The following is a 26,068-nucleotide window of genomic DNA, read 5'->3' as shown; positions in this document are numbered from 1 at the left end:
CCGCTACTGGCGGAAACACCCTTAAAAGGAGGTTATATTATGTACGGTTACGGAGGATATGGTAAAGGCGGAATTGGGCCTGGATATGGCGGTTGCGGTTACGGAAGTGGTTTCGCATTAATCGTTGTTCTATTCATTTTATTAATCATCGTTGGTGCGGCATTCCTTTACTAATTTTTTAGTTTCATTACTAAAACACTCTATATTTATGTATAACCACAAACTTTAGGAGCGAATGTTTATATTCGCTCCTTTTCATTTCGTTCAAATCTTTGCTTTACTGACAATTTAAAGAAGATTTGTTAGACTATTATTACCAATACAAATTACATATAATTTAATATGAAGCAATATAAGGAGTGAGATTGTTTGATTACAATGAAAGATATTATCCGTGAAGGTGACCCTAGATTAAGGGAAGTATCAACGGAAGTAAATTTACCGCCAAGTATTGAAGATATCAACTTAGCAAATTCTTTATTGGAATATGTTATTAACAGTCAGGATCCTGAAATATCGAGAGAGTACAGTTTACGTTCCGGGATTGGTTTAGCTGCGCCCCAAATTGGCATTTTAAAAAGAGCGATTGGTGTACATGTAACTGATTTACAAGGTAATTTATTCAGTTATGCCTTATTAAACCCTAAAATTATTAGTCATTCTGTTGAGGAAGTATATTTATCTACAGGAGAAGGTTGCTTATCAGTTGACCGCGATGTTCAAGGGTATGTTCCGAGATACGCTAGGATTACAGTTACAGGTTTTGATACTAGATTAGGTGAAGTAAAAATACGATTAAAGGGATTACCAGCAATTTGCTTTCAACATGAAATTGATCACTTAAATGGCATTATGTTTTATGATCGTATTAATAAAAATAATCCTTTTTCTGCTCCTGAAGGGGCCGCTCCATTGGAAAGAAACTAGTTTAGATAAAATAAAAAAGCAGAAATCGCACTAGCGAAATTCTGCTTTTTTTATTTATAGTAATCCAGCCCACTTTAATCCTTTTAAAATACCATCTTCTTCTACACTAGAAGTAATATGATTAGCTAATTTTTTTAGGGGTTCAACTGCATTCCCCATTGCTATACCAGTACCTACATTTTCAATCATTTCTAAATCATTTAATCCATCACCGAATGCAAATACATTCTTCATATCTATTCCTAAATGGTTAACCATTTGTTGTATACCATTTGCCTTTGATCCACCAATCGGTAATACATCTGAAGAATAATCATGCCAACGAATAAAATTAAATTGTTCAAATCCATTTGTTAATTTAGTCTCTTCATGTTCCTCACAGAAAAGTAGAACTTGATAAATATCACGACCATGATAAAAATCACTTTGTACTTCTGGATGATTCATTTTTATTGAAGTCATAGCTTCAAGAATATGTGGATGTGCATCAATGGAAGCTTTCATCGTTTCGTTATTTAAGTAAACAAGTGGGATATTTAATTCATTAGCTCTTTCTGTAAATAGGTGAAGCTGTTCTGAATGTAAAGCATGCTTATGAATTGTTTCCCCTTCAAATTCAGCATACTGACCGTTTAAGCTGACAAAACTATTAATGTTTAATTCTTCTCTTAACTCTTTAAACATAAATGGTGCTCTTCCTGTTGCGATTGCTACATGTACATCTCTATTTTGGAGCTCAAAAATTGCCTCTTTTGTGCTCTTTGGAATCTGTTTTTCATGATTTAAAATTGTGCCATCTATATCAAAAAATACGATTGGTTTTGACATATTCTTCTCTCCTTACTTATGAAGCCGCATTTGCATTTTTGTTTTTGATCTTCGTAGTTTTCTTACTATTTGTAATAAACACGCCTAATAATACAATTAGTAATCCAGCAACCATTTTAATCGTTAATGGTTCATTTAAAAAGAAGAATCCCCAGATAGACGCAAAAACTGGAACAATATAAGTTACCATTGTCGCAAATTCTGCACTACCCTCTTTAACCATATAATAAAATAATAAATATGCCAAGCCAGAACACAGTACGCCAAGACCTAGAATTCCACCGAATACTTCAATGTTTACAAACGGTTTAACTGTACCCTTCCCAGCAAGTACCATATAAATAAAGCCGAAAAAGGCTGAAATGCCAAGCGTTAAAAATGACACGATTAATACATCTATTTTTTGAAGATATTTTTTTGTTAAATGTGAACCAAGCCCATAACAGAAAGTAACAAAAATCATTAACAAAGAATAATATATATTATTGGAAAAGATTGTTGATAGTTTGATATTCATCATAATCATTAATCCTATAATTCCTACGAAAAGTCCAATCCACTGTTTTGAAACAATTTTTTGCGAGAAGAAAAAAATTCCAATTACCAGTGTTGCTATAGGTGTAAATGCATTTAGGATTGCTGCTTCATTACTTTGAAGATGCGTTTCACTGAAAGATAGGAATAACCATGGTATCGCATGATTAAAAAGCGATATTGCAATGAGTAAGCCCGTTTTAGGTAAATTTTTAAAATCAATCCTTACTTTTTTTATTAGCATGATGATTAATAAGGTGATTGCCCCGAAAAAGCATCGATAAAATACGATTCCCTCAGGGCTAATATCATTTAATAATAGCTTTATAAATAAAAATGAAGTACTCCAAATAATGCTTAGTAAAAATAAGGCGACATATAATTTCTTCACAGCATTCTCTCCTTAATATGTTAGATAACCTTTATTTTATCTCCTTTTTCCACTATATTGTATGAAAATGTACTTTCGTTAAATACTATACATAATTTATCCAATGTCCGTGTTCGTTACATACGAGTTTAATTTCGAGTAATGGAGGCAAAACTAATGTTAAGAAGACTTAGAAATAAATTAAAAAAACGGCTAAAACAATTATTAAAAAAGAAGAAATATATCTCTATAATTTCAAATAAATTTTTAAAATGAGCCTAATTTAAGCAATATGCAATAAAAAGAATGAAAATATAATGGAAATCCCTTATAATATTGAGAAGATAGAGAATTGACAAGGAGAGATTTAAATGATTTTTAAAGTATACTATCAGGAAGTGCTTTTAGAAGCGCCTGTAAGAGAAAAAACAAAGACGGTTTATGTTGAAGCAGAGAGTGAAAGAGAAGTTCGTGCGAAATTATTACCTTTCAATTATAATATTGAGCTTGTTCAAGCTTTAACCGGTGCTCATCTTGAATTTGAAAAACAAAGTGAAAACTTTAAAGTTTTGGAGTTAGTGTAAACTTATGAAATTTCTTAAAAATGATCAAGCTGCCGTATTCGCACTAGGTGGCTTAGGGGAAATTGGAAAAAATACATACGCAGTACAATACCAAGATGAAATTATATTAATCGATGCCGGCATCAAGTTCCCTGAAGATGAGCTATTAGGGATAGACTATGTAATTCCTGATTATTCCTATTTAGTTCGAAATGAGGAAAAAATTAAAGGTTTATTTATCACTCACGGACATGAAGATCACATTGGTGGTATTCCATATTTATTAAGAGAATTAAATATACCAATTTATGGTGGTAAACTTGCTTTAGCTTTAATCAAAAATAAACTTGAAGAGCATGGTTTATTACGTAAAGCTAAATTAATAGAAATTAAAGAAGATGACATCATTAAATTTAGAAAAACTAGTGTTACGTTTTACCGTACTACACATAGTATTCCTGATTGTTATGGTATTGTCGTTAAAACTCCTCAAGGACAAGTTGTTCATACTGGAGATTTTAAATTTGATTTCACACCAGTTGGAGATTCAGCTAATTTAACAAAGATGGCTGAAATCGGAAAAGATGGCGTTTTATGCTTACTTTCTGATAGTACAAACAGTGAGGTTTCTCACTTCACGATGTCTGAACGCAAAGTTGGTGACACGATCAATGAAATTTTCCGTAAGGTTGATGGTCGTATCATTTTTGCTACATTCGCTTCAAACATCCACCGTCTTCAACAAGTTGTTGAAGCTGCGATTGCTACAGGTCGTAAAATAGCAGTTTTCGGTCGTAGTATGGAAGCTAATATAGACATCGGTCATGACTTAGGTTATATCAAATGTCCAAAAGATACTTTTATTGATGCACAGCAAATCAATCGAATTCCTGCGAATCAAATTGTTATCTTATGTACTGGTAGCCAAGGTGAACCAATGGCAGCGCTATCTAGAATTGCAAACGGTACACACCGTCAAATTCAAATTATCCCTGGAGATACAGTTGTATTTTCATCTTCACCAATCCCAGGTAATACAATGAGCGTAAACCGTACAATCAATCTTCTATACCGCGCAGGCGCAGAAGTAATTCACGGTTCATTAAATGATATTCACACAAGCGGTCATGGTGGACAAGAAGAACAAAAGCTTATGCTTCGTTTAATGAAACCAAAATACTTCATGCCAATCCATGGTGAATATAGAATGCAACGTATGCATGCTAAACTAGCAATGGACTGTGGTGTACCTGAAGAAAACTGTTTTATCATGGATAACGGTGAAGTATTAGCCCTACGTTCTGATGAAGCGATGGTTGCTGGTAAAGTACCATCAGGCAATGTGTATATTGATGGAAGCGGAATCGGTGATATCGGAAATATCGTTTTACGCGACAGAAGAATCCTTTCTGAAGAAGGTCTTGTTATTGTTGTAGTAAGCATTGATATGAAAGAATTTAAAATTTCTGCTGGACCTGATATTATTTCACGTGGTTTTGTCTACATGAGAGAAAGTGGCGATTTAATTAATGAGGCACAAGCAATGATTTCTGCTCATTTAAATAAAATAATGGATCGCAAAACATCTCAATGGTCTGAAATTAAAAACGAAATTACTGACACATTATCTCCATTCCTTTACGAAAAAACAAAGCGTAAACCAATGATTCTTCCAATTATTATGGAAGTATAAATCATACAAGCGATAATGAAACAATATACGAAATGGCAACTAATTAATCGATTAATTAGTTGCCATTTTTTATTTCTACATTCATTTGTGGGTGTAGTAGTGCATCTAACGCTCTAGATGTGACCTTGTATAGTTATAAGACTCTGCTCTGGCTCTATGACCCCTTGTAGCCTGTTGTGGATATTAAAGCAGTGATTTAATCGATATATAAATTAAAAAAGGGCGTTTCAAGTCATATTGACTGATGAGCCCCCTTTATCGTGCTTATTTTGTTATTTAAAGTTAGATTTAGTATTTTATATGCTCTTTATAAAGATAGCCGTTAATAAAATCGTGAGCTTCATTTTCATTTCTCAGATATGTTATTTTTTTCATTATTTTTCAAATATAGTCTCATGAAAAGCGGTTTATTCATCATTAAGAAGATAAAATAAATTGTAATGATCAATAGAAATAACACAAAGAAAACAATTAATATGAAAGCCAAACTACTTTTTGCAAAACTTGTTTCAATTCTAAGATAAGGATACAGTATAAAAGGCATATGACTGACTCCGTAGCCAAAAAACGCAAAGAAATATTGCATCAACACTAATATAAAAGCTAAGCCATATCGCTTTCTTTTTATAATGAGTGTAATCGCAATTCCAAAACAAATTAGTGAAATTAAAAAATATTCCCAAACATTGTGCATTCTTTCAAAGTGAACACTATTATGTAGCTTCATAGATGCAAATACGATGATACTTGAAAATATTGTTGGTACCGACCATACAAGAACATATTTCCTTAATTTTATTTCGGACTCAGAATCGTTTACTAGTTTTGCAGAGTAAATTAAAAACATCGCACTGATAAACAATACCGAACATACAGCTAATAGCATAACAGATAAAGAATAAAAGTTCGTAATTAGTTTTATTGGATGAAATCTAATATCTGTGCCATTTTCTATAATAAAACCGCCTTCAGATATTGTTAGAACCGTAGATAAAGTTACTGGTATTAACAAGCTCGTTGCTCCGTATAACAACAAGAAATATTGGCTTTTTTTCCCACTGTATTGTTGAAACGTATAAAACGATCCCCTGATCGCTAATAAGATCATAGCTACACTTCCAGGTACTAAAAGAGGCACCCCATAATAATATGCAACTCGAGGAAATATACCTACTACACCTACAAAGAAGAAAATAAAAAATAATGTGGCCAATTCCCAGATAGATGATAAATGACTATTTATCAATCCAATCAATTTAGGCTCTTCTTTTCTTGAAATAGCGTAAAACGCATAAAATCCTGCGCCAAAATCAATAGAAGCAATAATCATGTAGGCATATAAAAACAACCATAATATAAAAATTGCGATCGTTTGTATTTCCAAAACATTTCCTCCTAAAAAACTTCCACGATATAATCGTTATTCTCCTTATTATACCGATAAATGACAATTACATCTATTTATTATTATATATTAAAAGGTCAGATCCATTGAATCTTACATAGAATCGAATACTTTTTACAAAAAAAAAGAGACTCATTAAAGTCTCTCTATCTTATTTATTCAACTTTAGCTGCTTCGTCTAGTACACGGTTAACACGCTTTTCTAGCATCGGCATTCCACCTTCACCAGCTTGGAAATGTCTTAATGCACCAGTTTTATCAAACACATAATAAGATGGAACATATTTATTTTCAAATGCGTCCGTAATTGTATGTTGGTTATCTACTAAAATTGTTTGTGTAATCCCATGTTCTTCTGCAACTTCTTTAATTTTATCAATATCTAAATCGTCTTCAGATCTTGGCATATGTACACTAACAACATTTAAACGATCTTTATATTCATCACGGAATGCGTTAATATTTGGCATAGCTACTTTACATAAGTGGCAACTTACTGACCAAAAATGAATAAGTGTTGGTTGTTGACCGATTAAATCCTCTTTTTGAACTTCTTTATTTAAAACTGCTGTCGCACCGTTTAATTCTGGCATTGGTGAGCGTAATTTCATCTATTCTTCCTCCTGACTAAAATGTAACAAACACCTAAGTTTCAGTGCTTGGCTTGTCCGAGGCAGAGCTTAGCCGCCTCCACTTTTCTTTCTTATGTATTGAAAAGGCCTAACATTATGTTAGACCTTTTCATTTGTATTACATTATTGATTAATTATAGAGTTGCTTGACCTGGTTTCCAGTTCGCTGGGCAAAGTCCACCAGTTTGTAAAGCTTGAAGTACACGTAATACTTCATCAACTTCACGACCAATGTTGTTATGGTGAACTACTTGGTACATTAATTCGCCTTCTGGGCTAATGATAAATAATCCACGTAATGCGATACCTTCTTCTTCAATTAAAACGCCATAGTCACGAGAAATAACGTGGTTTGTATCTGCGCCTAATGGGTATCTTAATTGACCTAAGCCGTTTTCTTTACGGTCTGTGTTAATCCAAGCTAAGTGAGTGTGGATTGTATCAGTAGATACACCAACAACTTCAGCATCTAAATCTTCAAACTCATCATAACGATCAGAAATAGCAACGATTTCTGTTGGACATACAAATGTGAAGTCCATTGGATAGAAGTATAATACTGTCCATTTATCGTTTTTCATGTTCTCTTCTAAACTTACTTTACCAAATTCTTTGTTTGGTAATACTGCTTCCATTTCAAAGCGTGGAGCTTGTTTACCTACTAAACGTTCTGCCATTATATTTACCTCCAATAATTTATGTAGTTAATAATCATACAAATGATATTATATTAAACTACCTTTTTAAAGTCAATATTTAATAATAATAATTATTAAATGAAAACTATTTTCAAGCTTTTTTCCCAATAAAATCAGAGATGAATTGAATGATAAGTGGAATGACATTTTCATCTGGGTTTAACTTTTGATGGTGTAATCCGAACTTAGAATCAACACCAATCCAAAACATCATCCCTGGAATCTCTTTTGTCATATAACCAAAATCTTCTCCAGTCATTGCTACATTACATTCAACTGCTTGAATACCGTCATATTGTCTCGCAAAATCAAAAAATTCATTCGTAATCGATTCATCATTTATGACGCCATAGTAATTACTTCCAAAATCTACTTCTATTTTACACTGAAAGCTCTCTTGAAATCCATTGACAAGACTTTGAATTCGCTCTTTTAATTTTTTCATTGCTTCTTCACTTAAAGCTCTCATTGTTCCTTCGATTCTCACATGATCTGCAATTACATTTTGAACGGTACCACCTGTTATTTTACCAATCGTAATAACAGCACTATCTAATGGATTCACATTTCTTGAAACAATTGATTGTAGTTGGGTAATAAAATGACTTGACGCAACAATCATATCATTTGTTAAATGTGGAAATGCAGCGTGACCACTTAATCCATGAAAGTCGATAAATAGTTCTGAAGTATGTGCAAATAACATGCCCGGTCTTGTGGCAATCGTACCAACTGGATACTCCGGTGCGATATGTAAGCCATAAATACGATCCGGCTTAAATGAAGTAAATTCTTCACTTTTTAGTAATGGTTCAGCTCCACCAGGTCCCTCTTCTGCAGGCTGGAAAATAAACACAACATCGTCTTTTATCGGAAGATCTACTAAATTAGTTAGAACACCTAAAGCAATACTCATATGTACATCATGTCCACATGCGTGCATTCTACCTTCATGAGTAGAAGCATACGGCAATCCTGTTGCTTCATTCATTGGCAAGCCATCAATATCAGTTCGATAGCCAATTGTCTTACTTGGATTTGTACCTTTTACTCTGACAAATATACCAGTTCTCCAAGTTTGAATAATCATCCGCTCTTGGTTTAGGGTTGATAAATATTCAAGCAAATAGCTTTGAGTTTTAAATTCTTGAAACCCTAATTCAGGAATTAGATGTAAATCTCTTCTTATTTTTACGAATGTTTCCATTTACAACACCTCCGAAAAAAAGCGTAGAATTATTATTCTACGCTTTATCCAACTAACATGATAACCTTATTGATTTAAATTACGTAAAGCTTGAATGATTTCAGTTTTTGAAATCGTTTTATCGTCAATATCTTTAATTTTTCTAGCTGGAACTCCTGCAACTACTGTATATGGTGCAACATCTTCTGTTACAATTGCACCTGCAGCTACTACAGCACCTTCTCCAACTCTAATTCCTTCTAATACAACGGCATTTGCACCGATTAAAACATTGTCCTCAAGGATAACTGGGTTTGCTGAAGGTGGCTCAATAACGCCTGCTAAAACAGCTCCTGCCCCAACGTGACAGTTTTTACCTGTAGTTGCACGTCCTCCAAGAACTGCATTCATATCAATCATTGTTCCTTCTCCAATTACAGCTCCAATGTTAATAACAGCACCCATCATAATAACTGCATTATCTCCAATTGTTACTTGGTCACGAATAAATGCGCCTGGCTCGATACGAGCTTTGATTCCTTTTAAATCTAATAAAGGAATTGCTGAGTTACGACGATCTGATTCTACTACATAATCTTCTATGTATTCTTTTTGCCCTTCAAGAATAACTTTTACATCATCCCATTCACCGAATAATACGCCTGAATTTTGAGAAATAAAAGCTTGTACTGATTCAGAGATCGCGAGCTTGTCTAATTGACCTTTTACATAAACCTTTACAGGTGTTTTCTTTGTACTATTAGCAATAAAAGCAATAATTTCGTTTGCATCCATTAATTTCATTTTGTTGCCTCCTTAAGAATCTCAATAAGATTACTCTATCAAAACTAGTATCTAACAAGCAAGATTTTGTGAACGTATCTTCAAATTTTTTTTCGGATTGACTCAATAAAACCCTCAACTTGTTTTAATTTCATTGCGTCTCTATTATATAGTAGGTATGTATCTCTAAATAAACGAGTATGTTCCTTTGTAAATAAAGGAGTTTTGATAATATTTTCATCAAACACATCATGTAAGACTGTAGAAGGTAAAATTGCAAATCCTAAACCGTTTAAGACGAATTGTTTACAAGTTTCAATTTGGTCAACAACTATTTCATGCTTAGGTAAGGAATTAAAGTGTTCATACCACCATGATTGAATTAATTGATAGTAATTAGAATTACTCTTAAACTGAATAAATGGTCGCCCAATTTCTTTATAATCTGCTAATTCATGTTTTTTTGAATCTACCAACAGTAGTTCATCCGAAAATAGCAATTCTTTTTCACCAAACCAATTTTGATTTCCCCTTACAATTGCAAGATGGACTTCATTTTCATATAATCGATTCGTAATTTCACTACTCCAACCAGTAAAGAGTGAAACTTGGACGTCTGGGTATTGTGATACATATCGTTTTAATACTGGCGGTAACCAATACTGTGCTACTACTGAAGAAACTGCAATCTTTAAAGTGCCGGAGATATCTGATTTTAATATTTGAAGTTGTTCTAGCATATTTTGATATGTTTCTTCCATTCTCTTAGCATAGTTTAATATTATTTCTCCAGATGCAGTAATAATCAAACCTTTTTGGGAACGAATAAATAGTTCACTTCCCATCTGTTTCTCTAAATTTTGTAGTCTTTGACTTAGAGCAGGTTGTGAAACAAATAATCGTTCTGCCGCTTTTCTCATATTCTTTTCTTCCGCTAAAGTAATCATTAAACGAATATCATCAATTTGCATTGTTCACCTCGAACTAGAAACATGATAAAAAAAGTAAGTCAATCATTGATGACCTACTTTTTTTGACTTTATTTTTTATTATATCTTCTTATGTTTTTGTTTAATTGTTTTAATATGACTCTTCTAGTTAAAATACCTTCAAATGTATTCTCTTTGTCTACCACACATACAAATGGGTGATCTATGACTAGCTCTAACCCTTTTGCAATCGTATCGGTTGTATATAATAATGGGATTTCTTTACCCATTACTTCCTCTACTTTCATCTCACTTAAACGTTCGAACTCTATTCGCTCTAATCCTAAAATACCATCTAAAATCATCGCTGTGCTAACTAATCCTTGTAATTGAAATTTTGGATTTAATACAGGAATCGAAGAGTATCCTGATTTTGTAAGCACTAATAAGGCATGCTCTAGGCTGTTTCCTATTTGAACATGCGCAACTTTTTCACTAGATATGATAACTTCCTCAACTTTATGTTCAAAAAATTGTTGTCCATCAATACTAATCAAAAGATCGTCCCCCTATTTTAAAAGCACCAAGTACTTTTCTTATCTTCCATCACAGAAAGAATTTAGTCACTTTACCTGACTTGTTAATCATTGAAAATCTCAACTTAACGAAATAGAGATAAACGTCCTAACCTAAATCATCCAAACGATTACAACATTTTTACATTCTAGGACACTGATTAACTAGTCCCAAATACTATCTTATCAGATTTAAAGGAGCATTCCAATGCACCAGGAATACAATAAAATTAAAAAAACGTATCGATAATCATAAGATTTATCGATACGTTTAATTCTATGATAATTCATAAACCCAAATCCCTAAGTTTTTGATACAAATGAATAAGTCTCTCATATTGGTCATCACCAGCATCCATTAGTCCATTTTCTATATCAGTAATTTGAGATGAAATTAATTCAATCGCATAATTTTGCTTCATTACAGTATCTACTAATAAATTTAACTCGTCCTCTGTGAAATGTTGTTCACTTTGCATTCATCAATCCCTCCTAATTTTCATTTTAATCAATGTTTATTCATCTTAAACTTATTATTTTGTAAATTTATTTGCATAACTAAAAGCTGTATATGAATCTGGTTTGATCTTTGGAATGATCCCCATAGCACTAACTTTTGACGTCATTTCTTGAATGAATTCTTTTGTTAATCCTGAGGTACCTATGTCTAAATGAATTTCAAAACTAAAGTTATTTGAGTTAGCATTTTCGTGGAGTGGACTAAAGATTTTTTCTAAATGAAATGGAGTTAGTAGAAATGCAATTTCTTGGCTATACATTGTTTCAAGAAATATCTTTTCTTTTAAATTTCTAATTTTCCTTTGATGCCAACAAGTATGTAAGCACCCCCAAGCCCCATTTCCAACTCTGTGTAAATGTAAGGCTGTGATAAATTTTGTTCCATTACTATGAACCTGTGAATCGGTTCCAATCGAAAGGCGGTATTGTTTATTTGGATCACATTTTACAAAATGATATAGCCTGGAAACGACTTGATCAAAACTTAGGTTTCTTTCACTAACATTATAAAATCTATACTGATCTTCATTCACAATCATAACCTCCCTTTTTCATGATCAATACATAATAATGTATTCAACTTGAAGTGGGATTAGCACGACCTATCTATTTCAATAAGTTTTACAACAAAAAAAAACAAGCTTTCGCTTGTTTTTTCATGACAATTATTAAGAAATCAGTTCATATATTTCAATCGCCAGCATATCGATGTTATCGTATGGAAACGTTTGTGGTTTTTCACCTTGTCTAAATACTTCTAATTCAAAAGCATTTTTTTCTGAATACTTTACACTACATTTTCTTTCGCCATTAACTTCAAAAAATCTCTGTGCAACTTCACCGTTCGTTGATTGTTGTATTAAGCTTTCTAAGCGTTCTAAAATTCCTGATAATAAAGACATATTAGAACTCCTTTCTACCATGTGTCATTCCCTAAATATAGGTTATACTTTCTTACAATTTCTATCCAAAAATTTTACAATAGATATTAGTTATGTAAGTGTCCACTAATAAGGATACTTGTATTTGTAAATAAATACAAGCTTAAAGTTAATTGATTCACACAGTGATAAAACAAAATTCTTTATATCTTCCAATTTTATATGTAATATTAAGATTAAATTAAATTATTTAAGTAAAAATAACTTTTAAAAGGATGAAAGTTTATGCAAATTGAATTATTTACTCAAGATGGCTGTCCACCATGTGAATTTCTGAAAAATTACTTGAAAGAATTAAATATACCATACGTGGAATATAATGTTTCAAAAGATGAAAATGCAAAAAAAAGAATGATGTTTGAACTAGATTCGTTTTCGACACCAACATTAATCATACAAAATGAAGTTATACGTGGTGTACAGATGGAACAAATAGAAGCTGCCTTGGGAAAAAATTAAATAAATCATAAAAAGACCATTCCTAAAAATTAGTTAAACTAGTTTTTAGGAATGGTCTTTTTTCATGTTTTGGATAGAAATATGTGAAAGATATTATAAGGAATTATGGATTACCCTACTCCGATATAGTGAAATGCAAAAAACATTATGGACGATACGATCAGAACTTTAGATATGAGTCCCTTCACACTAAATCCTCCCTCAGGTCATTCATCTAATATTCTCTACATTATCGTAACATCCTTGAAATCGTTTTCACCATGATTTTCGTTCGGTTCTTTCTTACAAAAGTTGACAAGCCTATCTAAAAAAGTCTTAAATATGATTCTTGTAGTAAAAATCAATCTCCTATAACAACTAAAGTGACTGCCGTAAATAAGACAGTCACTTTAGTTTGTAAACTAAGTAGAAAAGCTAAGAGACTCAGACTGCTTAAAATTAAGACAGTCACATTTTTATTAAAAAAGTAATTCATTATGTTTGAATAAGAAATCATAGCTTAAATCAATATAGATATAGCTACCATTCTCCAATGGATATGAAAAAGTTCTTATTTTTTCACCAGTTTCAATATCACGATACATATCAGATAATATGCCATGATCGTTTGCCTGCATTTTTAGGATTGTTTCTAAAAAATAAGGCCTCCAGCTCCAATTCCTACCCCTATATTTCTGTTGTAGCTCCCACTGCTCTCCATACAATTTAAATAAGTTAGAGGACTGTTGAAAGCCATCTTCATCGCAAATATACATTCTAAAACAAAATGAATTTAATTCGCTAGAAATCTTCAGCAAAAATGCATCCAAATCTGAATTAATTTGATATTTATTAATGGCAACTTCTATTCTTTGGTGAATTAAATTCGTCATATCTCTTAATGCAATTAATTTTGATTTTTCCCCACGAATATATTTCACGATATCAGTTTTTAATTGTTCACTTTCTTGATTCAGTTTCTTAATCGTAGGTTGTGGAGTACATAAATATGCTCCTTGATAAAATCTTCCACCATTTTTCCATGCATTTCTTAATTGAAGTGAATCAATGATACCATCATAATACATTGATGCACCTATTTTCCTAGCAACATGAATGACGGAATGTAATAAATCTTGAAATGATGATGTGTGTAATTGTTGCACCATTTTAAAATCTATCTTGATAATATCAGGTGATAAATAGCGAAGTTTTTCAAGATTTATTAACTTATCATTCACACTATTAATCGCAAATTTAATACCATATGTTTGATAATATGTAATGAGATTTTTTAATTCCTTTTCAAAACCGTAGAATAACTGATGTTGTAAAATAATCACAATATTACTTAACTTGATCCCTTTTCCTTCATAAGCTTGGAAAATTGATAGCAAGCTTTCTGGATCATCAGTTAATAAAGCTGAAGGATGACGGTTAATGAAAATACTACCTTTAAAATTAGATCGAACAGCTTCTTCTAGTGACTGAATTAAAATATGATTGTCTACTTCAAGTAGATAATCATCTGGAACTAAATCATTAGAAAAGAAAAATTCTAGACTATGTATATTATCTAAGTTCATTCTTCCTACGACTTCAATTCCAACACAGCTTTGTGTATCAGCACCATAAATCGGCTGATAGTAAGGAATGACTTTATCTAAATTACTGATTACATCTAAAGGATCCATAAACTACCTCCTTTTTAGAAAGGATATTGATGTAATGACTGACCTCCATCCATTGTAAAACATGAACCGTTAATATAGCCAGCCTCATCTGAAAATAAATATGCTGCAAGCCCTGCAATCTCCTCAGGTGTACCTAGTCTTCCTAACGGTACACTATTGATTGTTCTTTTCGCTATTTCTTCGGAAACCCATAGCTTTTCTGCTCCACCAGTTCTTTCAATTGGTCCAGGTGCAATCGCGTTAACTCTAATACCGTATTTTCTACCCCATTCTACTGCAAGTGTTCTTGTCATTGCTAAAACACCTGCTTTAGCTGAAGCTGAATGAATGACCCCAGGACCTGCGTCCCAAGCGTAAGTTGCAATAATATTTGTCATTGCACCTTTAATACCTTTTTGAATCATATATTTACCTACTTCTGAGCTACAGTAAAAAGTACCATTTAATACGATATTAATCACTGAGTTCCAGCCATTGATTGATAAGTCTTCTGCTGGGCAAATAAAGTTCCCCGCCGCATTGTTAACTAAAAAATCAATTCTACCAAAGGCAGTATCAACTTCATTTACCATTTTTTTAACTAAATCTGGTTCTCTTACATCCATTACGACAGGTAAAACTTGTCCGTCAAATTGCTCAATCTCACTTTTAGCTACATTTAAACGGTCTAGATCTCTTCCAGCAATAACAACATTTGCGCCATCTTTCGCAAAACGTGTGGCCATCGCTTTTCCCATACCACTTGAGCCACCAGTAACAATGACAACTTTATTCTTCAATATAGTTCCTCCTATCTCTTTTCTCTAGTGTATCAACATTTATTTATTTTGAGAATATATTTAACTATTAAACTATTTAATATAATAAGTAGCTTATTTTTCCATTGAAAGAGGTAGTGGTAAATTGTTTAGTAAAACTGTAAAGATTATCTTGATATGTATTTGTTTGTGCAGTTATGGACTTTTTATAGAACCGAATGTTTTGTTAACAAAGCATTATACGATTCCTCATAAACTAAAACATGAACTTACGATAAAAATAGTTCAAATCTCAGATACACACTTAAGTCATAAAAAAGATATAGATCAATTAAGAAAGATTGTAACGAAAGTTAATAAAATGAAGCCAGATTTTATCGTATTTACGGGAGATTTAATAAGCGATATACGAAAATTTACTTATCAGAATGAAGTTTTATCGTTATTAACAGAAATGAAAGCAACACGAGGAAAATTAGCAGTCTATGGTAATCACGATCATGGTGGCTATTTTACCGAACAATATGAAGCGCTCTTAAGGAGTAGCGATTTTATCTTATTAAAAAACGAAGAAAAGACATTTTATGTTCAAAATGAAAAGATTTCTTTTATAGGTCTTGATGATTATATGTTAGGAAATAAAGAGTATACAAAAATACTTAATAGCATACAGAAGGATTCGTTTACAATTGTTCTTGCACATGAACCCGATATCGCAGCAATAACAAAAAACTTCCCCATCAATTTACAGCTTTCAGGACATAGCCACGGTGGTCAGTTATATGTACCTTTTTTCCAGTCCATGTTGATGCCTCCATATGCCAAAAAATATAATCGGGGTCTATATCATTTGTCTAACCAATTTGAACGGTATTTAGTCGTATCGAATGGAATAGGTACAACCAAACTACCATTTCGATTTTTAACACCTCCTGAAATAGTCTCAATCGAATTAAAAAGAGCGCATTAAGACAGTTCATCTTAATACGCCCTTTTTGATTAATAATATTCTTGTTCAATCTCTCTCGGAGTTACTGGTTTACTAAAGTAATAACCTTGAGCTTTTAAGCAATGTTTTTTCTTCAAAAATTCGATTTGTTCAATGGTTTCTACTCCTTCAGCAATTACATCTATACCTAAAGAATGTGCTAGGCTAATGATTGTTGTTACGATGGCTGCGTTTCGATTATCTTGAACGACCGATTGAATAAAGCTTCTATCAATTTTCAACATATCTACAGGAAAATCTTTTAAATAGCTTAATGAAGAGTACCCTGTTCCAAAATCATCAACTGCGATTTTAATTTTTAAGTTTTTGAGCTTTTGTAAAATTGATGCAGTTTGTTCACGGTTTACCATTGAACTCTCTGTAATCTCAACCGATAAAAGCTCTCCAGGAATATCATAAATTTTCAAACATTCTGAAATATGTTGTTCGATTTCACCCGTATAAAATTGTTTTGCAGATAAGTTAACAGCTACTTTTTTAACATCAAAGCCTTGATCTAGCCAAACTTTGATTTGTTTAGCAACTTGTTTAAATACCCAATTTCCTATATCAATTATTAAATGTGATTGCTCTGCAATAGGGATAAACTCACTTGGTGGTATATAACCTAATTTATCATGCTTCCATCTAAGCAGCGCCTCAAGACCAATCAATTTTTGATCATGTAATGATATTTGTGGTTGATATACAATTTCTAACTCATCTTTTTCAAGTGATTGTCTTAATAAGTTTTCTAGATTTAATTTCTTTTGAGTAATCGTAGAATAAGCTTTGTCATAGAAAGAATAAGATCCACGTTCATTCTCTTTACACGCTAGTAAAGCTCTTTCCGCATTTCTTAATAAAATATCACTAGAATTCCCGTCTTTTGGATATGAACTAATCCCTATCGTAGATGAAATAATTAGTTTTTCATCATAAGTCGGTATTTTAATTGGTACTTTAATTCCTTCGATTATGCGTTCAGCTAACTTTTTTATGTTGTCTTTTGATTTCGTTTCGAAAATAATCATAAATTCATCACCGCTGTGACGAATTAGCGGACAACTTTTATCAGTCGTTTTTTCAACAATTGATGTGATTCTTTTTGAAACTAATTCAATAATAAAATCTCCAACTTCATAGCCGTATGATTCATTAAAAATTTTAAGACGATCTATATTTACTATTAATAATGCAACACCGCTATTTAATATCTCACTATCATGTATTGTTTGATTCATGAGACTTGTATACATATCTCGCTTGTAATAACCAGTCAGTTGATCTCTTTGTGATAAGAAGAATAAATAATTCTCTTTTTCATTTACAGATGTTGTATCCCTAATAATTAAATAAATTCCTTTAATCTCGTCATCTAACATAATTGGGATACATTTGATATGGCTTTTTAAATAATGGCCATTTTTATTTACAAGGACCGTATTTTTAATTTCAGTTGATACACCTAGTAAAGTTGAGGAAAGTACTCTATCAAGTTCGTCAGAGTCTTTACGATCTATCAAACTAGAAATATGTCTTCCTTTTAGTTCTTTATCTCGATATCCTAATACATGGTATGTGGACAAGTTTGTTTGTTTTATATACCCATTACTATCAAGCATCAGAATACTATCAAGATTATGCTCAAATAAAGAACGGTATCTTAATTCATTTTCTAGTTTTTCATTTGTTTCTTCAGTCCATAATGTAACATCTCTCGTTACGCTGACTATAAATGTACATTGTTCATCATCATCTAGTATTGGTGATAATACTGTTTCAAAATATAATTTTTTACCTTCAATTATTAACTGATCGTTATACCATAAAGCTTGTTTTGACCTTTTTGTAATTTGATAGCTTTCAATAAGCTTCTTTGCAATTTCATTTGGCATGACATCTTGGATGGCGTTTCCAATAAAATTTCTATTAAAAAGGTTTGCGTGTTTTATAGCTTGATCATTTGCATAATGATATAAAAAATTATCACCTTCTACTTTCATGATGAAAAGAAGATCATTTATAGATGTTAGTAAAGCGTTAATCATTGTTTGATCTAAATTTTGAATTTTATTTGTTTTTACAGAAGTGTCCATCATATGCATCCTTTTTTAAAAAATTTAAAGAATCCTGATGAAATATCTCAAATGATGTCATTTTTCCTATTCTATATTCTTACTATATTCCATTTACTATCATGTGAAAATAGGTAATTCAACTTAGGAGGAATATATATAAATAGTAATACCTAGGTTGGTTACCTAATTTTTTGGGTACTTGCTCAAGTTCGTGACAAACTCCATACACTGTAACGAAGACTTGAGAGGAGGTTAAGACTTGTATCATCAACATTTTCCACATATAGATCAGCACTACCTATATAGAAATGGTCATGCTCCAGCATACTATTACAACCGACACGAACAACGTTTCGTCCCATTTTTTCCACTTTTACCTCTACTCGGAGGATTAGCTGGAGGTTTTGCTTTAGGTGCATTAGCTTTTAGACCACCATACTATCCATGCTCACCTTATGGAGGATGCCCACCTTACGGGCAATTCCCACCTTATGGAGGAGGATTCCCACAATATCAACAACCATATCCACCACCAATTAACTCTAATGCATACTTACCTGGAAACACACCTGGTAATATAGGCGCATATCCATATTAATAAATAAATGACGTGCAAATAAAGGTAAAATGCTAATCGTTTCGAATACTGTAACGGTTAGCTTTATTTTTATTCAGCAAAACATTTCTTGATAAATTTTGAAAAAATCTAATCTAAGGATATAATATAAACATATTTATTAATTGGAGGTTATACAGAAGCATGAAACCGAAAGAACCAAGCCTGAATAAACCAGTTTATTCAAATGAAGAAATATTTCAGGCAATATTTGTTGTAAATAAGCATGCTAAGACTGCTTTAGATCCTAGTGAACTTTATTCATTAAAAAGACAAGCTATACTTAAACTGATTGAAAAAGGGATTGCTAAGAAAGTAGGATTGCATTTTTCAAATAACCCCAGGTCAAGTAAACAACAATCTGATGTATTAATTGCATGTGGAGATTTTTTCTTTCATATCCCACCTTTAAAAGAAGATTTTAAACTTCTTCCACACTTAGGCGTATTAGAAAATTCACATCGAAACCCAAAAGTATCTATGTCTTTAAGCTATGCTAAAAAAATTCTGCATCATTACTTAGGCATCGTAAAGGTTAAAACGAATAGCGATTTGAAGATTGGATATAACCATCGAAGAAATAACCCCGGGCAACCATTCAGACCTTCAGCATTTTTAAGTAATTCGACGTTTACATTTCCAAGTGAACCAATACGTAAAAATAAAGGCAAACTTGATAAGTAACATGCTTTGATTATCTAGTAAGAAATGAAATAAATATATCAAATGGGAATCCAATATATACCTAAATAATAGGTTCTATATTGATTCCCATTTTTATTTATAGGATATGTTTATCAATTAATTGAACAAGTTCTCCAATTTCAGGTTTACTTACTTGCGCTGTTGCACCTACTTGATCACCTTTATGTTTTAAGCTATCTGTAATTAGTGAAGAGAAAATGATAATTGGTAACTCACTTAAAACTTTATCTTCTCTAATTTTTCTTGTTAAGTGATGTCCATCCATTTGAGGCATCTCGATATCAGTAATGATCAACTTAACAAAATCAGTTAATTTCTTACCACTGTTAATATTACTTGAAATATCTTCAAATAGATCCTTACCATTCTCAAAGAATAATGTATTTACGTAACCAGCTTCTTTTAAAGTGTCTTTAATTAAAGTTCGTAATAAAGGTGAATCTTCAGCTATATAAATAGGCTTCTTAGATACTTCTCTTTGTTCTAAATGATTTAACTTTTTCTTTGATATAGCAGTTTCTTCATTTATTTCAACTACCATTTTCTCGAAATCTAATAAAAGAATCATTTCACCTTTATGTTTTACAACTCCGGTAATTTGCGTTTCTAAACCTTGATACATTTCATTTGGCTTTTCAATTTGAGCCCATGAAATACGGTGAATTTGAGAAACAGTATGAACATGGAATACCATTTTCGTTTTATTAAACTCTGTTACGATATACTTATCATACGCTGGCTCATTTGATGGAGGAAAACCGATCGCATCCGCCACATTAATGACAGGTAATACTTCTCCTCTTAATTCAATTATCCCCTCAACATTTGGATGAGATCTTGGCACTGGTGTAATTGGTAATGGATTAATGATTTCACGTACTTTTATTACATTAATCCCAAATTTACTTTGGCCAATTGTAAATTCTACGATTTCTAATTCATTTGTACCGCTGTCCATTAAAATTCCGTGATTTTGTTCCATGACAGTTAACCTTCCCTTTACTTGAATTTATTTATAAATACTAGTGCAAATTGAATTTTTATAATATAAACCATTCATTCTAACAATTCCATTTGAAAACAGTAAATACAATTAATAGATACTATTCACTTAAATAATCGGTTTATTTTGGTACTTTTTTAATAGAATTATAAATAAAAGTTTGATAGATTAATGATTCTTTACTCATCTAGAATAAAAATGACTATATCACTTCTAATTCGATCGGAATTCCTGCCTATTTGATATAAATGAATGATATTTTTTCACCAATTGTACATGCCTTACATAAGGTGGTAATAGGAGGTGATTAATATGTTTGAAAATAATGATATGGAAGATATTTTACGTTATCTTGCTGGTTTCCTAGTTTCTCTTCAATTATTATTAAAGTCATTTGGTTTTGAATTTTTTAACAATGAGCAAATTGATGCAGTCGTTAATGTAGCGTCCTTTTTATTTATTTTGTACTTTGGTGCTAAACATAATTATCTTGGAAAAAAAGGGCAAGCTCAAAAAGCTTTATTACAGGAAGCTGGATTAGAAAAATCCAAGAAGACAAAATAGTCTTTCATTCTTTTAAAAAGAGGCTGTCTCATAAGTCATTTTGACATGTGGCGGCCTTTTTATTAAGTCACATATTAATTTCAAACAATATATTTTATAAAATATAATTTCGTTGATTTCCACTACAGGCTGCTCGCTTTCCGTGGGGCGTGAGCTGAGCCTCCTCGGCAAGCCTCCGGGGTCTCAACCTTCCCGCTATTCCCATAGGAGTCGAGCAGCCTTCCGTTTCCATCTCATTCTTTATCTTAAGTGCACTCATAAAATACTGTCTAAATAACAAGTCTTAAAAAAGCAATAACACTATCTGTTTAAAGTCTCAATTTTATATCTAATCTAGGACAACTCCGCTATTATTTTTAAATAATCAAATCATTTTCATCCACAAAAGGTCAAAAGGATGGTCTAAGAGTTTAACCAAAGTAATCGTTTAGAAATCAGCATCAACGAAAATAGTTTTACTTTCAACTATCTTTTTTTATTTAGCATGCCAGATTTCTCTTTAAAAATATGAATAATATTCGTGTCATCCTTCTTTTGAACCTAGTATTTTTTAATTTTCATTCTAATATTCTCTTTTTTTCACCATTTACTGATTCAAATTTTAAGAAACGTTAATACTTTGTTAAAGATTGTAGAATTATTTTAAAACGGATTAGTAGGAAAATTTTGACTGTTTATTGAATCTTCTTAAAACACATATTTTTCAGGAGGATTACAAATGTCAGTAATTTTAACAAGTAAGGACATTTCTAAAAAGCTAAAAATTGGTAAATCTCTAGTGAGGGAAATTAGTAAACAATTAGAAAAAGAAGCTTATCAGTTTACTAAAAATCAGAATACACGTATGTACTCAGAACAAGACGTCAAACTGATTCAATTAGTACTAGAGAATTATAGCAAACATCAAAATCTTCCTTTGGCCGTACAAAATGGTTTAGAAAATCACCTACAAAATGCAGAATTAATGGAGGATGAAGTAGGTCCTTCAACTCAGCAATCTATTGAAGGCGTTGTTCAAATCGAAACAGCATCAAATAATATTGATCTTTCTGGTCAAATTGATGAATCCACATATACAAATGAAGTCGTTAGCATGACTGAAGCTTCTTTAAACAATAATGAATCCACTAATTCAATTGACCATTCTTTACATAATATCAAAGTTGAAGCTGATCATATCGGGGATCATCTAAAAATTGTTGATAGGAATGATCAACTTGAAGAATCATCAAACATTCATGTCACCGCTGTTCAAAACGAGGTTCATTCGAATCATTTTGAATCCACTGATCAATTCGACCTATCTTCTAATCATGGTGAACTTGTTGCAGATATAGAAGCTTCTAAAACTAGTGAAGAAGTTTCCCAGCAAATTGTTTCGGTTTCTTCAATCAATAAAGAAGTTGTTCATCAAATGTCTTCGAATATTCTAGTTGAACAAATAGAACTTCAACAGGAACAGTTACAGAATTCAATAGAGCAATTAGATATAACTAGTGAGTACGATACTAATCATAATGAAACGGTAGATCAATCATTTCATACTGCAATGAACAAGACGGAATTAGAACAAATTGATGTACATGCAAATTCGCATAAATTAGTTGACTTACATGCAGCACCTGACTCTAATCAAATTATGTTTGAAGAATTCATGTCCCAAATATCAAATTTAGCCAATCAAAATGAGTTAATTTTGCAGCAAAATCAAACGTTAATTCAACAAAATCTCTTGAAAGATCAAAAACTTGAAAAGATACTGCATTCTGTAGAAGAAAAAAGCGAAGAACTTCAAGAGCTGGCATCGGTTATTGAAGAAAAAGATGAAAAACTTGAACAAATGTTTGAGGAGATACAAGTAAGAGAAGTTAGCCGTGATGCACAGTTAATGAGAATGATTAGAGAAATGCAAGAAACTAAAAAAATGGTAGCTGCTTCGAAAGAAAAAGATTGGAAAAGCTCTTTAAAATCCTTTTTTATAAAACCAAAAGCAATTAAATAAATAAAAAAGAGAAGGGTTTCCTACTCTCAGACACGTGTTCTAAATTTTGTACTTAGTTTACACACTGAGAGAAGGACTCCCTTCTCTATAATTCCTCAGTATTTTCTTCTTCCATATGATAGGCTGGTAATAAAATATGTACTTCTGTACCTTTTCCTTCTTCACTCAAATATTCTATTGTACCTTTATGTGCTTCTATGATACTGAAGGTTACCATTAAGCCTAGACCTGTTCCTTTTTCTTTTAATGAGTAAAATGGTTGTCCTAGTCGATCTAATTGTCCTCTCGACATTCCAACTCCATTATCTTTTACTACAATCCGGATATATTCACGATCTCTCATTTTTTCTATGTTTGCTTCAATTTTAATATATCCTTTTGTTTCCTTTATTGCTTCTACACCATTTTTTAATATATTAATAATGGCTTGTTTAATCTTTGCTCTATCACCAATCGTAAACATTTTTTCTGTCACATTCACTTGTAGAAATGCACCTTGTAGTGAAGCATATGTCGACATTAAGGTTGTCACTTCATTTAGCTGCTCAGTCATGTTTATAATTTTTTTCTCTTCGATTTGAGGTCTTGCAAGATTTAAATAATCGGAAATAATATTTTCTGCTCGGTCTAATTCTGTTAAGACTAGCTTCATATATTCTCTATTTGTGCCACTCTCTTGATTTTCAATTAATTGTATAAACCCTCTTACAACTGTTAATGGGTTTCGAACCTCATGTGCTACACTAGCCGCAAGTTCACTTACCATATTTAATTTCTCAGATTTTTGCATTTGAACTCGAATTTCTGCGTTTTCAAATAAAAACTCTCTTAGATACACATGGAATAACATCGTAATCGTTAAAACTGTAAAAAATATACAAACTGAAAGGATTGTTTGTTCAGATTGATATTCTTTTACCCCATTAACAGTAGCTTCATAATACAACAAACAAATAATACAGATTGCATATAAAATAGGCATCAGTATACTTAAAGCAAATTTTTTACGTCTTGAAAAACTAACCCATTGTGGAGATACAATCAATGGTAAAATACATGAAATGAGTTCAAACGGAAAGCATTTCAATACTGAGATATCATATAACAAGTACATGAATAAAGGTTTAGCAAATATAACGATGATTCCAATTACTCTACCACCATATAATATAGCTGAGTACATTAATAAAATACTAAATGTAATTGCCATATTATCACTAATTTGAATTGGATAGAGTAAACAAATAAAAATATTTAAAAGGGATAATAATCCTACTAGTAATCTATTTTGTTTCGGACTAGTATTGTGATATCTACTTAACCAGAACATTTCATATAAAAAGACCGGAATGATGATGATTGCAAATTGTATTAATAAATCTTTTAATTGCAGCATGTTCCGTGACCTCCATAACCCTTCTTTCAACAAATTATATCATAGTTATTTAATCTTCTAATTATTAATACAAATAATTCAAAAAAAGATTTCTACATAGAATGCCACATTCCTACAAAGTTTCCTAAAATATAAGAAAAGTCGCCAAGTATCCCCACTCGGCGACTTAAAACCAACCTTTTCTTTTAAAAAATATGTACATTAGTAGAGTCACAAATCCCATAATCACTAATACAAATAAATATCCATATTTCCAAGTCAGTTCAGGCATATAATGGAAATTCATTCCGTATAAACCTACAATAAAAGTTAATGGTAAGAAGAATGAAGAAATGATCGTAAGAGTCTTCATAATTCCATTCATTTTTTCTGAACTTAGTGAAAAATAGCTTTCACGAATATCGGATGCTAAATCACGATTTGCTTCAATCATATCAGATAGTTTCATTAAATGATCATGGATATCTTCAAAATAAATACGATGTTCTGAAATATCTTTAAAACGGTTTGAATTTAATATTCGGTATAATAAGTCTCTTGTTGGTAAAATTGTTCTTCTTAGTTTGGATAAATCTGTTCGAATATCATATAAACGCTCAACTGCATTATGTACTTGTTTTTTCATTTGATCGACTTCTAAATCGGCTAATTCATCCTCTAAACGATACATTAGCGGGAAGTAACTATCTACTAATTCATCAATTATTCGATGTGTTAAATGTAATGGACTTTTTGTGGCTCTGCGATCTGTATGTACATTTTCTAAAACTTGAGAAATAATCGGACTTCGATGCATATGAAATGTGACAACAAAATGATCACTAACAAATATATCAATTTCAGTTTCTTCCAAGTCTAACTTTTGTAACTCATGTAAGATTAAAAAATGATATCCTTCATAATAATCTAGCTTTGGTCTTTGAACATACTCCAAACAATCTTCAATTGCCAGTTGATGAAATTTAAATTCAGTTGTTAGTAATTGAATCTCTTCCTGGGTTGGCTCGTTCATATCCACCCAAAACCATGTATATTTTGAAGATTTAGCTTCTTCTAGTGAAATATTTCTTTCTATTACTTTATTTTTATTCATTCCAATAATTTGTAGCATTTGTAAGCACCTTCTTTTAACGAATCAATCAAACGACATAATTACATAAACAGACATACTTTTAAACATTATATGGTAAAATGAAGGAAATTTCATTGATATTATCAATCGCATGATTTATTTTAATAT

General features: G+C 31.7%; 28 protein-coding genes. 10 read left to right on the top strand and 18 right to left on the bottom strand.

Annotation, left to right across the window (positions count from 1 at the left end; all coding sequences use genetic code 11):
* Positions 1-72: 72 nt before the first annotated feature.
* On the top strand, positions 73-174 hold the full coding sequence (locus CAB05_RS12560; RefSeq protein WP_235821470.1) for a YjcZ family sporulation protein: 102 nt from the start codon (positions 73-75) through the stop codon (positions 172-174).
* A 195-nt stretch (positions 175-369) separates the two neighbouring features.
* Entirely contained in the window at positions 370-927 is a 558-nt protein-coding gene (gene def / locus CAB05_RS12555; RefSeq protein ID WP_088000173.1) for a peptide deformylase, read from the top strand.
* Positions 928-981: 54 nt separating this feature from the next.
* Here def and CAB05_RS12550 read toward each other — a convergent pair whose 3' ends face one another.
* Together CAB05_RS12550 and CAB05_RS12545 are read right to left on the bottom strand one after the other, a co-directional pair.
* Entirely contained in the window at positions 982-1,755 is a 774-nt protein-coding gene (locus CAB05_RS12550) for a Cof-type HAD-IIB family hydrolase (RefSeq protein ID WP_088000172.1), read from the bottom strand.
* 16 nt (positions 1,756-1,771) lie between these two features.
* Positions 1,772-2,680: a DMT family transporter gene (locus CAB05_RS12545; RefSeq protein ID WP_088000171.1), complete on the bottom strand. Its 909-nt coding sequence runs from the start codon at positions 2,678-2,680 to the stop codon at positions 1,772-1,774.
* Positions 2,681-3,030: 350 nt separating this feature from the next.
* On the opposite strand from CAB05_RS12545, the gene CAB05_RS12540 reads away from it, so the two are divergent.
* Entirely contained in the window at positions 3,031-3,243 is a 213-nt protein-coding gene (locus CAB05_RS12540) for a DNA-dependent RNA polymerase subunit epsilon (RefSeq protein ID WP_088000170.1), read from the top strand.
* Between the two features lie 4 nt (positions 3,244-3,247).
* Positions 3,248-4,915: a ribonuclease J1 gene (rnjA, locus tag CAB05_RS12535; protein WP_088000169.1), complete on the top strand. Its 1,668-nt coding sequence runs from the start codon at positions 3,248-3,250 to the stop codon at positions 4,913-4,915.
* A gap of 346 nt (positions 4,916-5,261) precedes the next feature.
* On the opposite strand, the gene CAB05_RS12530 is transcribed toward rnjA, so the two are convergent.
* From CAB05_RS12530 to CAB05_RS12485, 10 genes are all read right to left on the bottom strand, one after another.
* A complete protein-coding gene (locus tag CAB05_RS12530; protein WP_088000168.1) occupies positions 5,262-6,299 on the bottom strand; it encodes a cytochrome d ubiquinol oxidase subunit II in 1,038 nt (345 codons plus the stop codon).
* A 176-nt stretch (positions 6,300-6,475) separates the two neighbouring features.
* Positions 6,476-6,931, bottom strand: a complete 456-nt coding sequence (locus tag CAB05_RS12525; RefSeq protein WP_088000167.1) for a TlpA family protein disulfide reductase — start codon at positions 6,929-6,931, stop codon at positions 6,476-6,478.
* Positions 6,932-7,086: 155 nt separating this feature from the next.
* On the bottom strand, positions 7,087-7,629 hold the full coding sequence (locus tag CAB05_RS12520; protein WP_088000166.1) for a peroxiredoxin: 543 nt from the start codon (positions 7,627-7,629) through the stop codon (positions 7,087-7,089).
* Positions 7,630-7,741: 112 nt separating this feature from the next.
* Complete coding sequence (locus CAB05_RS12515) at positions 7,742-8,857, bottom strand: N-acetyldiaminopimelate deacetylase (RefSeq protein WP_088000165.1); 1,116 nt, start codon at positions 8,855-8,857, stop codon at positions 7,742-7,744.
* A 66-nt stretch (positions 8,858-8,923) separates the two neighbouring features.
* A complete protein-coding gene (gene dapD, locus CAB05_RS12510; RefSeq protein WP_088000164.1) occupies positions 8,924-9,640 on the bottom strand; it encodes a 2,3,4,5-tetrahydropyridine-2,6-dicarboxylate N-acetyltransferase in 717 nt (238 codons plus the stop codon).
* 80 nt (positions 9,641-9,720) lie between these two features.
* Entirely contained in the window at positions 9,721-10,590 is an 870-nt protein-coding gene (ccpC, locus tag CAB05_RS12505) for a transcriptional regulator CcpC (protein ID WP_088000163.1), read from the bottom strand.
* A gap of 68 nt (positions 10,591-10,658) precedes the next feature.
* A complete protein-coding gene (gene cbpB / locus CAB05_RS12500; protein WP_088000162.1) occupies positions 10,659-11,105 on the bottom strand; it encodes a cyclic-di-AMP-binding protein CbpB in 447 nt (148 codons plus the stop codon).
* A gap of 305 nt (positions 11,106-11,410) precedes the next feature.
* Positions 11,411-11,602, bottom strand: a complete 192-nt coding sequence (gene abbA / locus CAB05_RS12495; protein WP_088000161.1) for an antirepressor AbbA — start codon at positions 11,600-11,602, stop codon at positions 11,411-11,413.
* 54 nt (positions 11,603-11,656) lie between these two features.
* Positions 11,657-12,175 carry a ribonuclease H-like YkuK family protein gene (locus tag CAB05_RS12490; protein WP_235821440.1) on the bottom strand — a complete coding sequence of 173 codons (519 nt, stop codon included), beginning with the start codon at positions 12,173-12,175 and terminating at the stop codon, positions 11,657-11,659.
* A 135-nt stretch (positions 12,176-12,310) separates the two neighbouring features.
* Positions 12,311-12,544, bottom strand: coding sequence for a YkuJ family protein (locus CAB05_RS12485; RefSeq protein ID WP_088000159.1), 234 nt, complete (start codon positions 12,542-12,544; stop codon positions 12,311-12,313).
* Between the two features lie 264 nt (positions 12,545-12,808).
* On the opposite strand from CAB05_RS12485, the gene CAB05_RS12480 reads away from it, so the two are divergent.
* A complete protein-coding gene (locus CAB05_RS12480) occupies positions 12,809-13,042 on the top strand; it encodes a glutaredoxin domain-containing protein (protein WP_088000158.1) in 234 nt (77 codons plus the stop codon).
* Positions 13,043-13,500: 458 nt separating this feature from the next.
* On the opposite strand, the gene CAB05_RS12475 is transcribed toward CAB05_RS12480, so the two are convergent.
* The gene (locus CAB05_RS12475) at positions 13,501-14,715 is read right to left on the bottom strand and encodes an EAL domain-containing protein (protein WP_088000157.1); all 1,215 of its coding nucleotides are present in this window, start codon (positions 14,713-14,715) and stop codon (positions 13,501-13,503) included.
* Positions 14,716-14,729: 14 nt separating this feature from the next.
* Complete coding sequence (gene fadH, locus CAB05_RS12470; protein ID WP_088000156.1) at positions 14,730-15,494, bottom strand: 2,4-dienoyl-CoA reductase; 765 nt, start codon at positions 15,492-15,494, stop codon at positions 14,730-14,732.
* Between the two features lie 202 nt (positions 15,495-15,696).
* Here fadH and CAB05_RS12465 point away from each other — a divergent pair, with 202 nt between their 5' ends.
* Positions 15,697-16,443 carry a metallophosphoesterase gene (locus tag CAB05_RS12465; protein ID WP_158093259.1) on the top strand — a complete coding sequence of 249 codons (747 nt, stop codon included), beginning with the start codon at positions 15,697-15,699 and terminating at the stop codon, positions 16,441-16,443.
* Positions 16,444-16,472: 29 nt separating this feature from the next.
* Here the strand turns inward: CAB05_RS12465 and CAB05_RS12460 are convergent, their stop codons facing one another.
* A complete protein-coding gene (locus CAB05_RS12460; protein ID WP_158093258.1) occupies positions 16,473-18,560 on the bottom strand; it encodes a bifunctional diguanylate cyclase/phosphodiesterase in 2,088 nt (695 codons plus the stop codon).
* Positions 18,561-18,801: 241 nt separating this feature from the next.
* Here CAB05_RS12460 and CAB05_RS21880 point away from each other — a divergent pair, with 241 nt between their 5' ends.
* Together CAB05_RS21880 and CAB05_RS12450 are read left to right on the top strand one after the other, a co-directional pair.
* Entirely contained in the window at positions 18,802-19,140 is a 339-nt protein-coding gene (locus CAB05_RS21880; protein ID WP_142283092.1) for a hypothetical protein, read from the top strand.
* A 162-nt stretch (positions 19,141-19,302) separates the two neighbouring features.
* The gene (locus CAB05_RS12450) at positions 19,303-19,842 is read left to right on the top strand and encodes a YkyB family protein (protein ID WP_088000153.1); all 540 of its coding nucleotides are present in this window, start codon (positions 19,303-19,305) and stop codon (positions 19,840-19,842) included.
* Between the two features lie 97 nt (positions 19,843-19,939).
* Here CAB05_RS12450 and CAB05_RS12445 read toward each other — a convergent pair whose 3' ends face one another.
* On the bottom strand, positions 19,940-20,845 hold the full coding sequence (locus tag CAB05_RS12445) for a chemotaxis protein (RefSeq protein WP_088000152.1): 906 nt from the start codon (positions 20,843-20,845) through the stop codon (positions 19,940-19,942).
* Positions 20,846-21,178: 333 nt separating this feature from the next.
* Here CAB05_RS12445 and CAB05_RS12440 point away from each other — a divergent pair, with 333 nt between their 5' ends.
* Both CAB05_RS12440 and CAB05_RS12435 read left to right on the top strand, forming a co-directional pair.
* Positions 21,179-21,430, top strand: coding sequence for a phage holin (locus CAB05_RS12440; protein WP_088000151.1), 252 nt, complete (start codon positions 21,179-21,181; stop codon positions 21,428-21,430).
* 718 nt (positions 21,431-22,148) lie between these two features.
* Positions 22,149-23,432 (top strand): DUF3967 domain-containing protein, encoded by a 1,284-nt coding sequence (locus tag CAB05_RS12435; RefSeq protein WP_088000150.1) that lies wholly within the window; start codon positions 22,149-22,151, stop codon positions 23,430-23,432.
* Positions 23,433-23,517: 85 nt separating this feature from the next.
* Here CAB05_RS12435 and CAB05_RS12430 read toward each other — a convergent pair whose 3' ends face one another.
* Both CAB05_RS12430 and corA read right to left on the bottom strand, forming a co-directional pair.
* Complete coding sequence (locus CAB05_RS12430; protein ID WP_088000149.1) at positions 23,518-24,828, bottom strand: ATP-binding protein; 1,311 nt, start codon at positions 24,826-24,828, stop codon at positions 23,518-23,520.
* Between the two features lie 166 nt (positions 24,829-24,994).
* Positions 24,995-25,939, bottom strand: coding sequence for a magnesium/cobalt transporter CorA (gene corA / locus CAB05_RS12425; protein WP_088000148.1), 945 nt, complete (start codon positions 25,937-25,939; stop codon positions 24,995-24,997).
* Between the last annotated feature and the right edge of the window lie 129 nt (positions 25,940-26,068).

Source organism: Gottfriedia solisilvae (genome assembly GCF_002128405.1).
Taxonomy (GTDB): Bacteria; Bacillota; Bacilli; order Bacillales; family Bacillaceae_G; genus Gottfriedia; species Gottfriedia solisilvae.
Note: the sequence above shows the minus strand (reverse complement) of the source record. Positions and strands in the feature narration are given on the sequence as shown.

Bases quoted from the DNA above. Each gene is read 5' to 3' on its own strand.
- dapD (WP_088000164.1), bottom strand. From the start codon at position 9,640: ATGAAATTAATGGATGCAAACGAAATTATTGCTTTTATTGCTAATAGT.
- abbA (WP_088000161.1), bottom strand. From the start codon at position 11,602: ATGCAAAGTGAACAACATTTCACAGAGGACGAGTTAAATTTATTAGTA.
- CAB05_RS12515 (WP_088000165.1), bottom strand. From the start codon at position 8,857: ATGGAAACATTCGTAAAAATAAGAAGAGATTTACATCTAATTCCTGAA.
- CAB05_RS12550 (WP_088000172.1), bottom strand. From the start codon at position 1,755: ATGTCAAAACCAATCGTATTTTTTGATATAGATGGCACAATTTTAAAT.
- CAB05_RS12485 (WP_088000159.1), bottom strand. From the start codon at position 12,544: ATGTCTTTATTATCAGGAATTTTAGAACGCTTAGAAAGCTTAATACAA.
- CAB05_RS12450 (WP_088000153.1), top strand. From the start codon at position 19,303: ATGAAACCGAAAGAACCAAGCCTGAATAAACCAGTTTATTCAAATGAA.
- CAB05_RS12475 (WP_088000157.1), bottom strand. From the start codon at position 14,715: ATGGATCCTTTAGATGTAATCAGTAATTTAGATAAAGTCATTCCTTAC.
- CAB05_RS12435 (WP_088000150.1), top strand. From the start codon at position 22,149: ATGTCAGTAATTTTAACAAGTAAGGACATTTCTAAAAAGCTAAAAATT.
- rnjA (WP_088000169.1), top strand. From the start codon at position 3,248: ATGAAATTTCTTAAAAATGATCAAGCTGCCGTATTCGCACTAGGTGGC.
- CAB05_RS12520 (WP_088000166.1), bottom strand. From the start codon at position 7,629: ATGGCAGAACGTTTAGTAGGTAAACAAGCTCCACGCTTTGAAATGGAA.
- CAB05_RS12460 (WP_158093258.1), bottom strand. From the start codon at position 18,560: ATGGACACTTCTGTAAAAACAAATAAAATTCAAAATTTAGATCAAACA.
- CAB05_RS12525 (WP_088000167.1), bottom strand. From the start codon at position 6,931: ATGAAATTACGCTCACCAATGCCAGAATTAAACGGTGCGACAGCAGTT.
- CAB05_RS12440 (WP_088000151.1), top strand. From the start codon at position 21,179: ATGTTTGAAAATAATGATATGGAAGATATTTTACGTTATCTTGCTGGT.
- CAB05_RS12430 (WP_088000149.1), bottom strand. From the start codon at position 24,828: ATGCTGCAATTAAAAGATTTATTAATACAATTTGCAATCATCATCATT.
- CAB05_RS12445 (WP_088000152.1), bottom strand. From the start codon at position 20,845: ATGGAACAAAATCACGGAATTTTAATGGACAGCGGTACAAATGAATTA.
- ccpC (WP_088000163.1), bottom strand. From the start codon at position 10,590: ATGCAAATTGATGATATTCGTTTAATGATTACTTTAGCGGAAGAAAAG.
- corA (WP_088000148.1), bottom strand. From the start codon at position 25,939: ATGCTACAAATTATTGGAATGAATAAAAATAAAGTAATAGAAAGAAAT.
- CAB05_RS12480 (WP_088000158.1), top strand. From the start codon at position 12,809: ATGCAAATTGAATTATTTACTCAAGATGGCTGTCCACCATGTGAATTT.
- CAB05_RS12540 (WP_088000170.1), top strand. From the start codon at position 3,031: ATGATTTTTAAAGTATACTATCAGGAAGTGCTTTTAGAAGCGCCTGTA.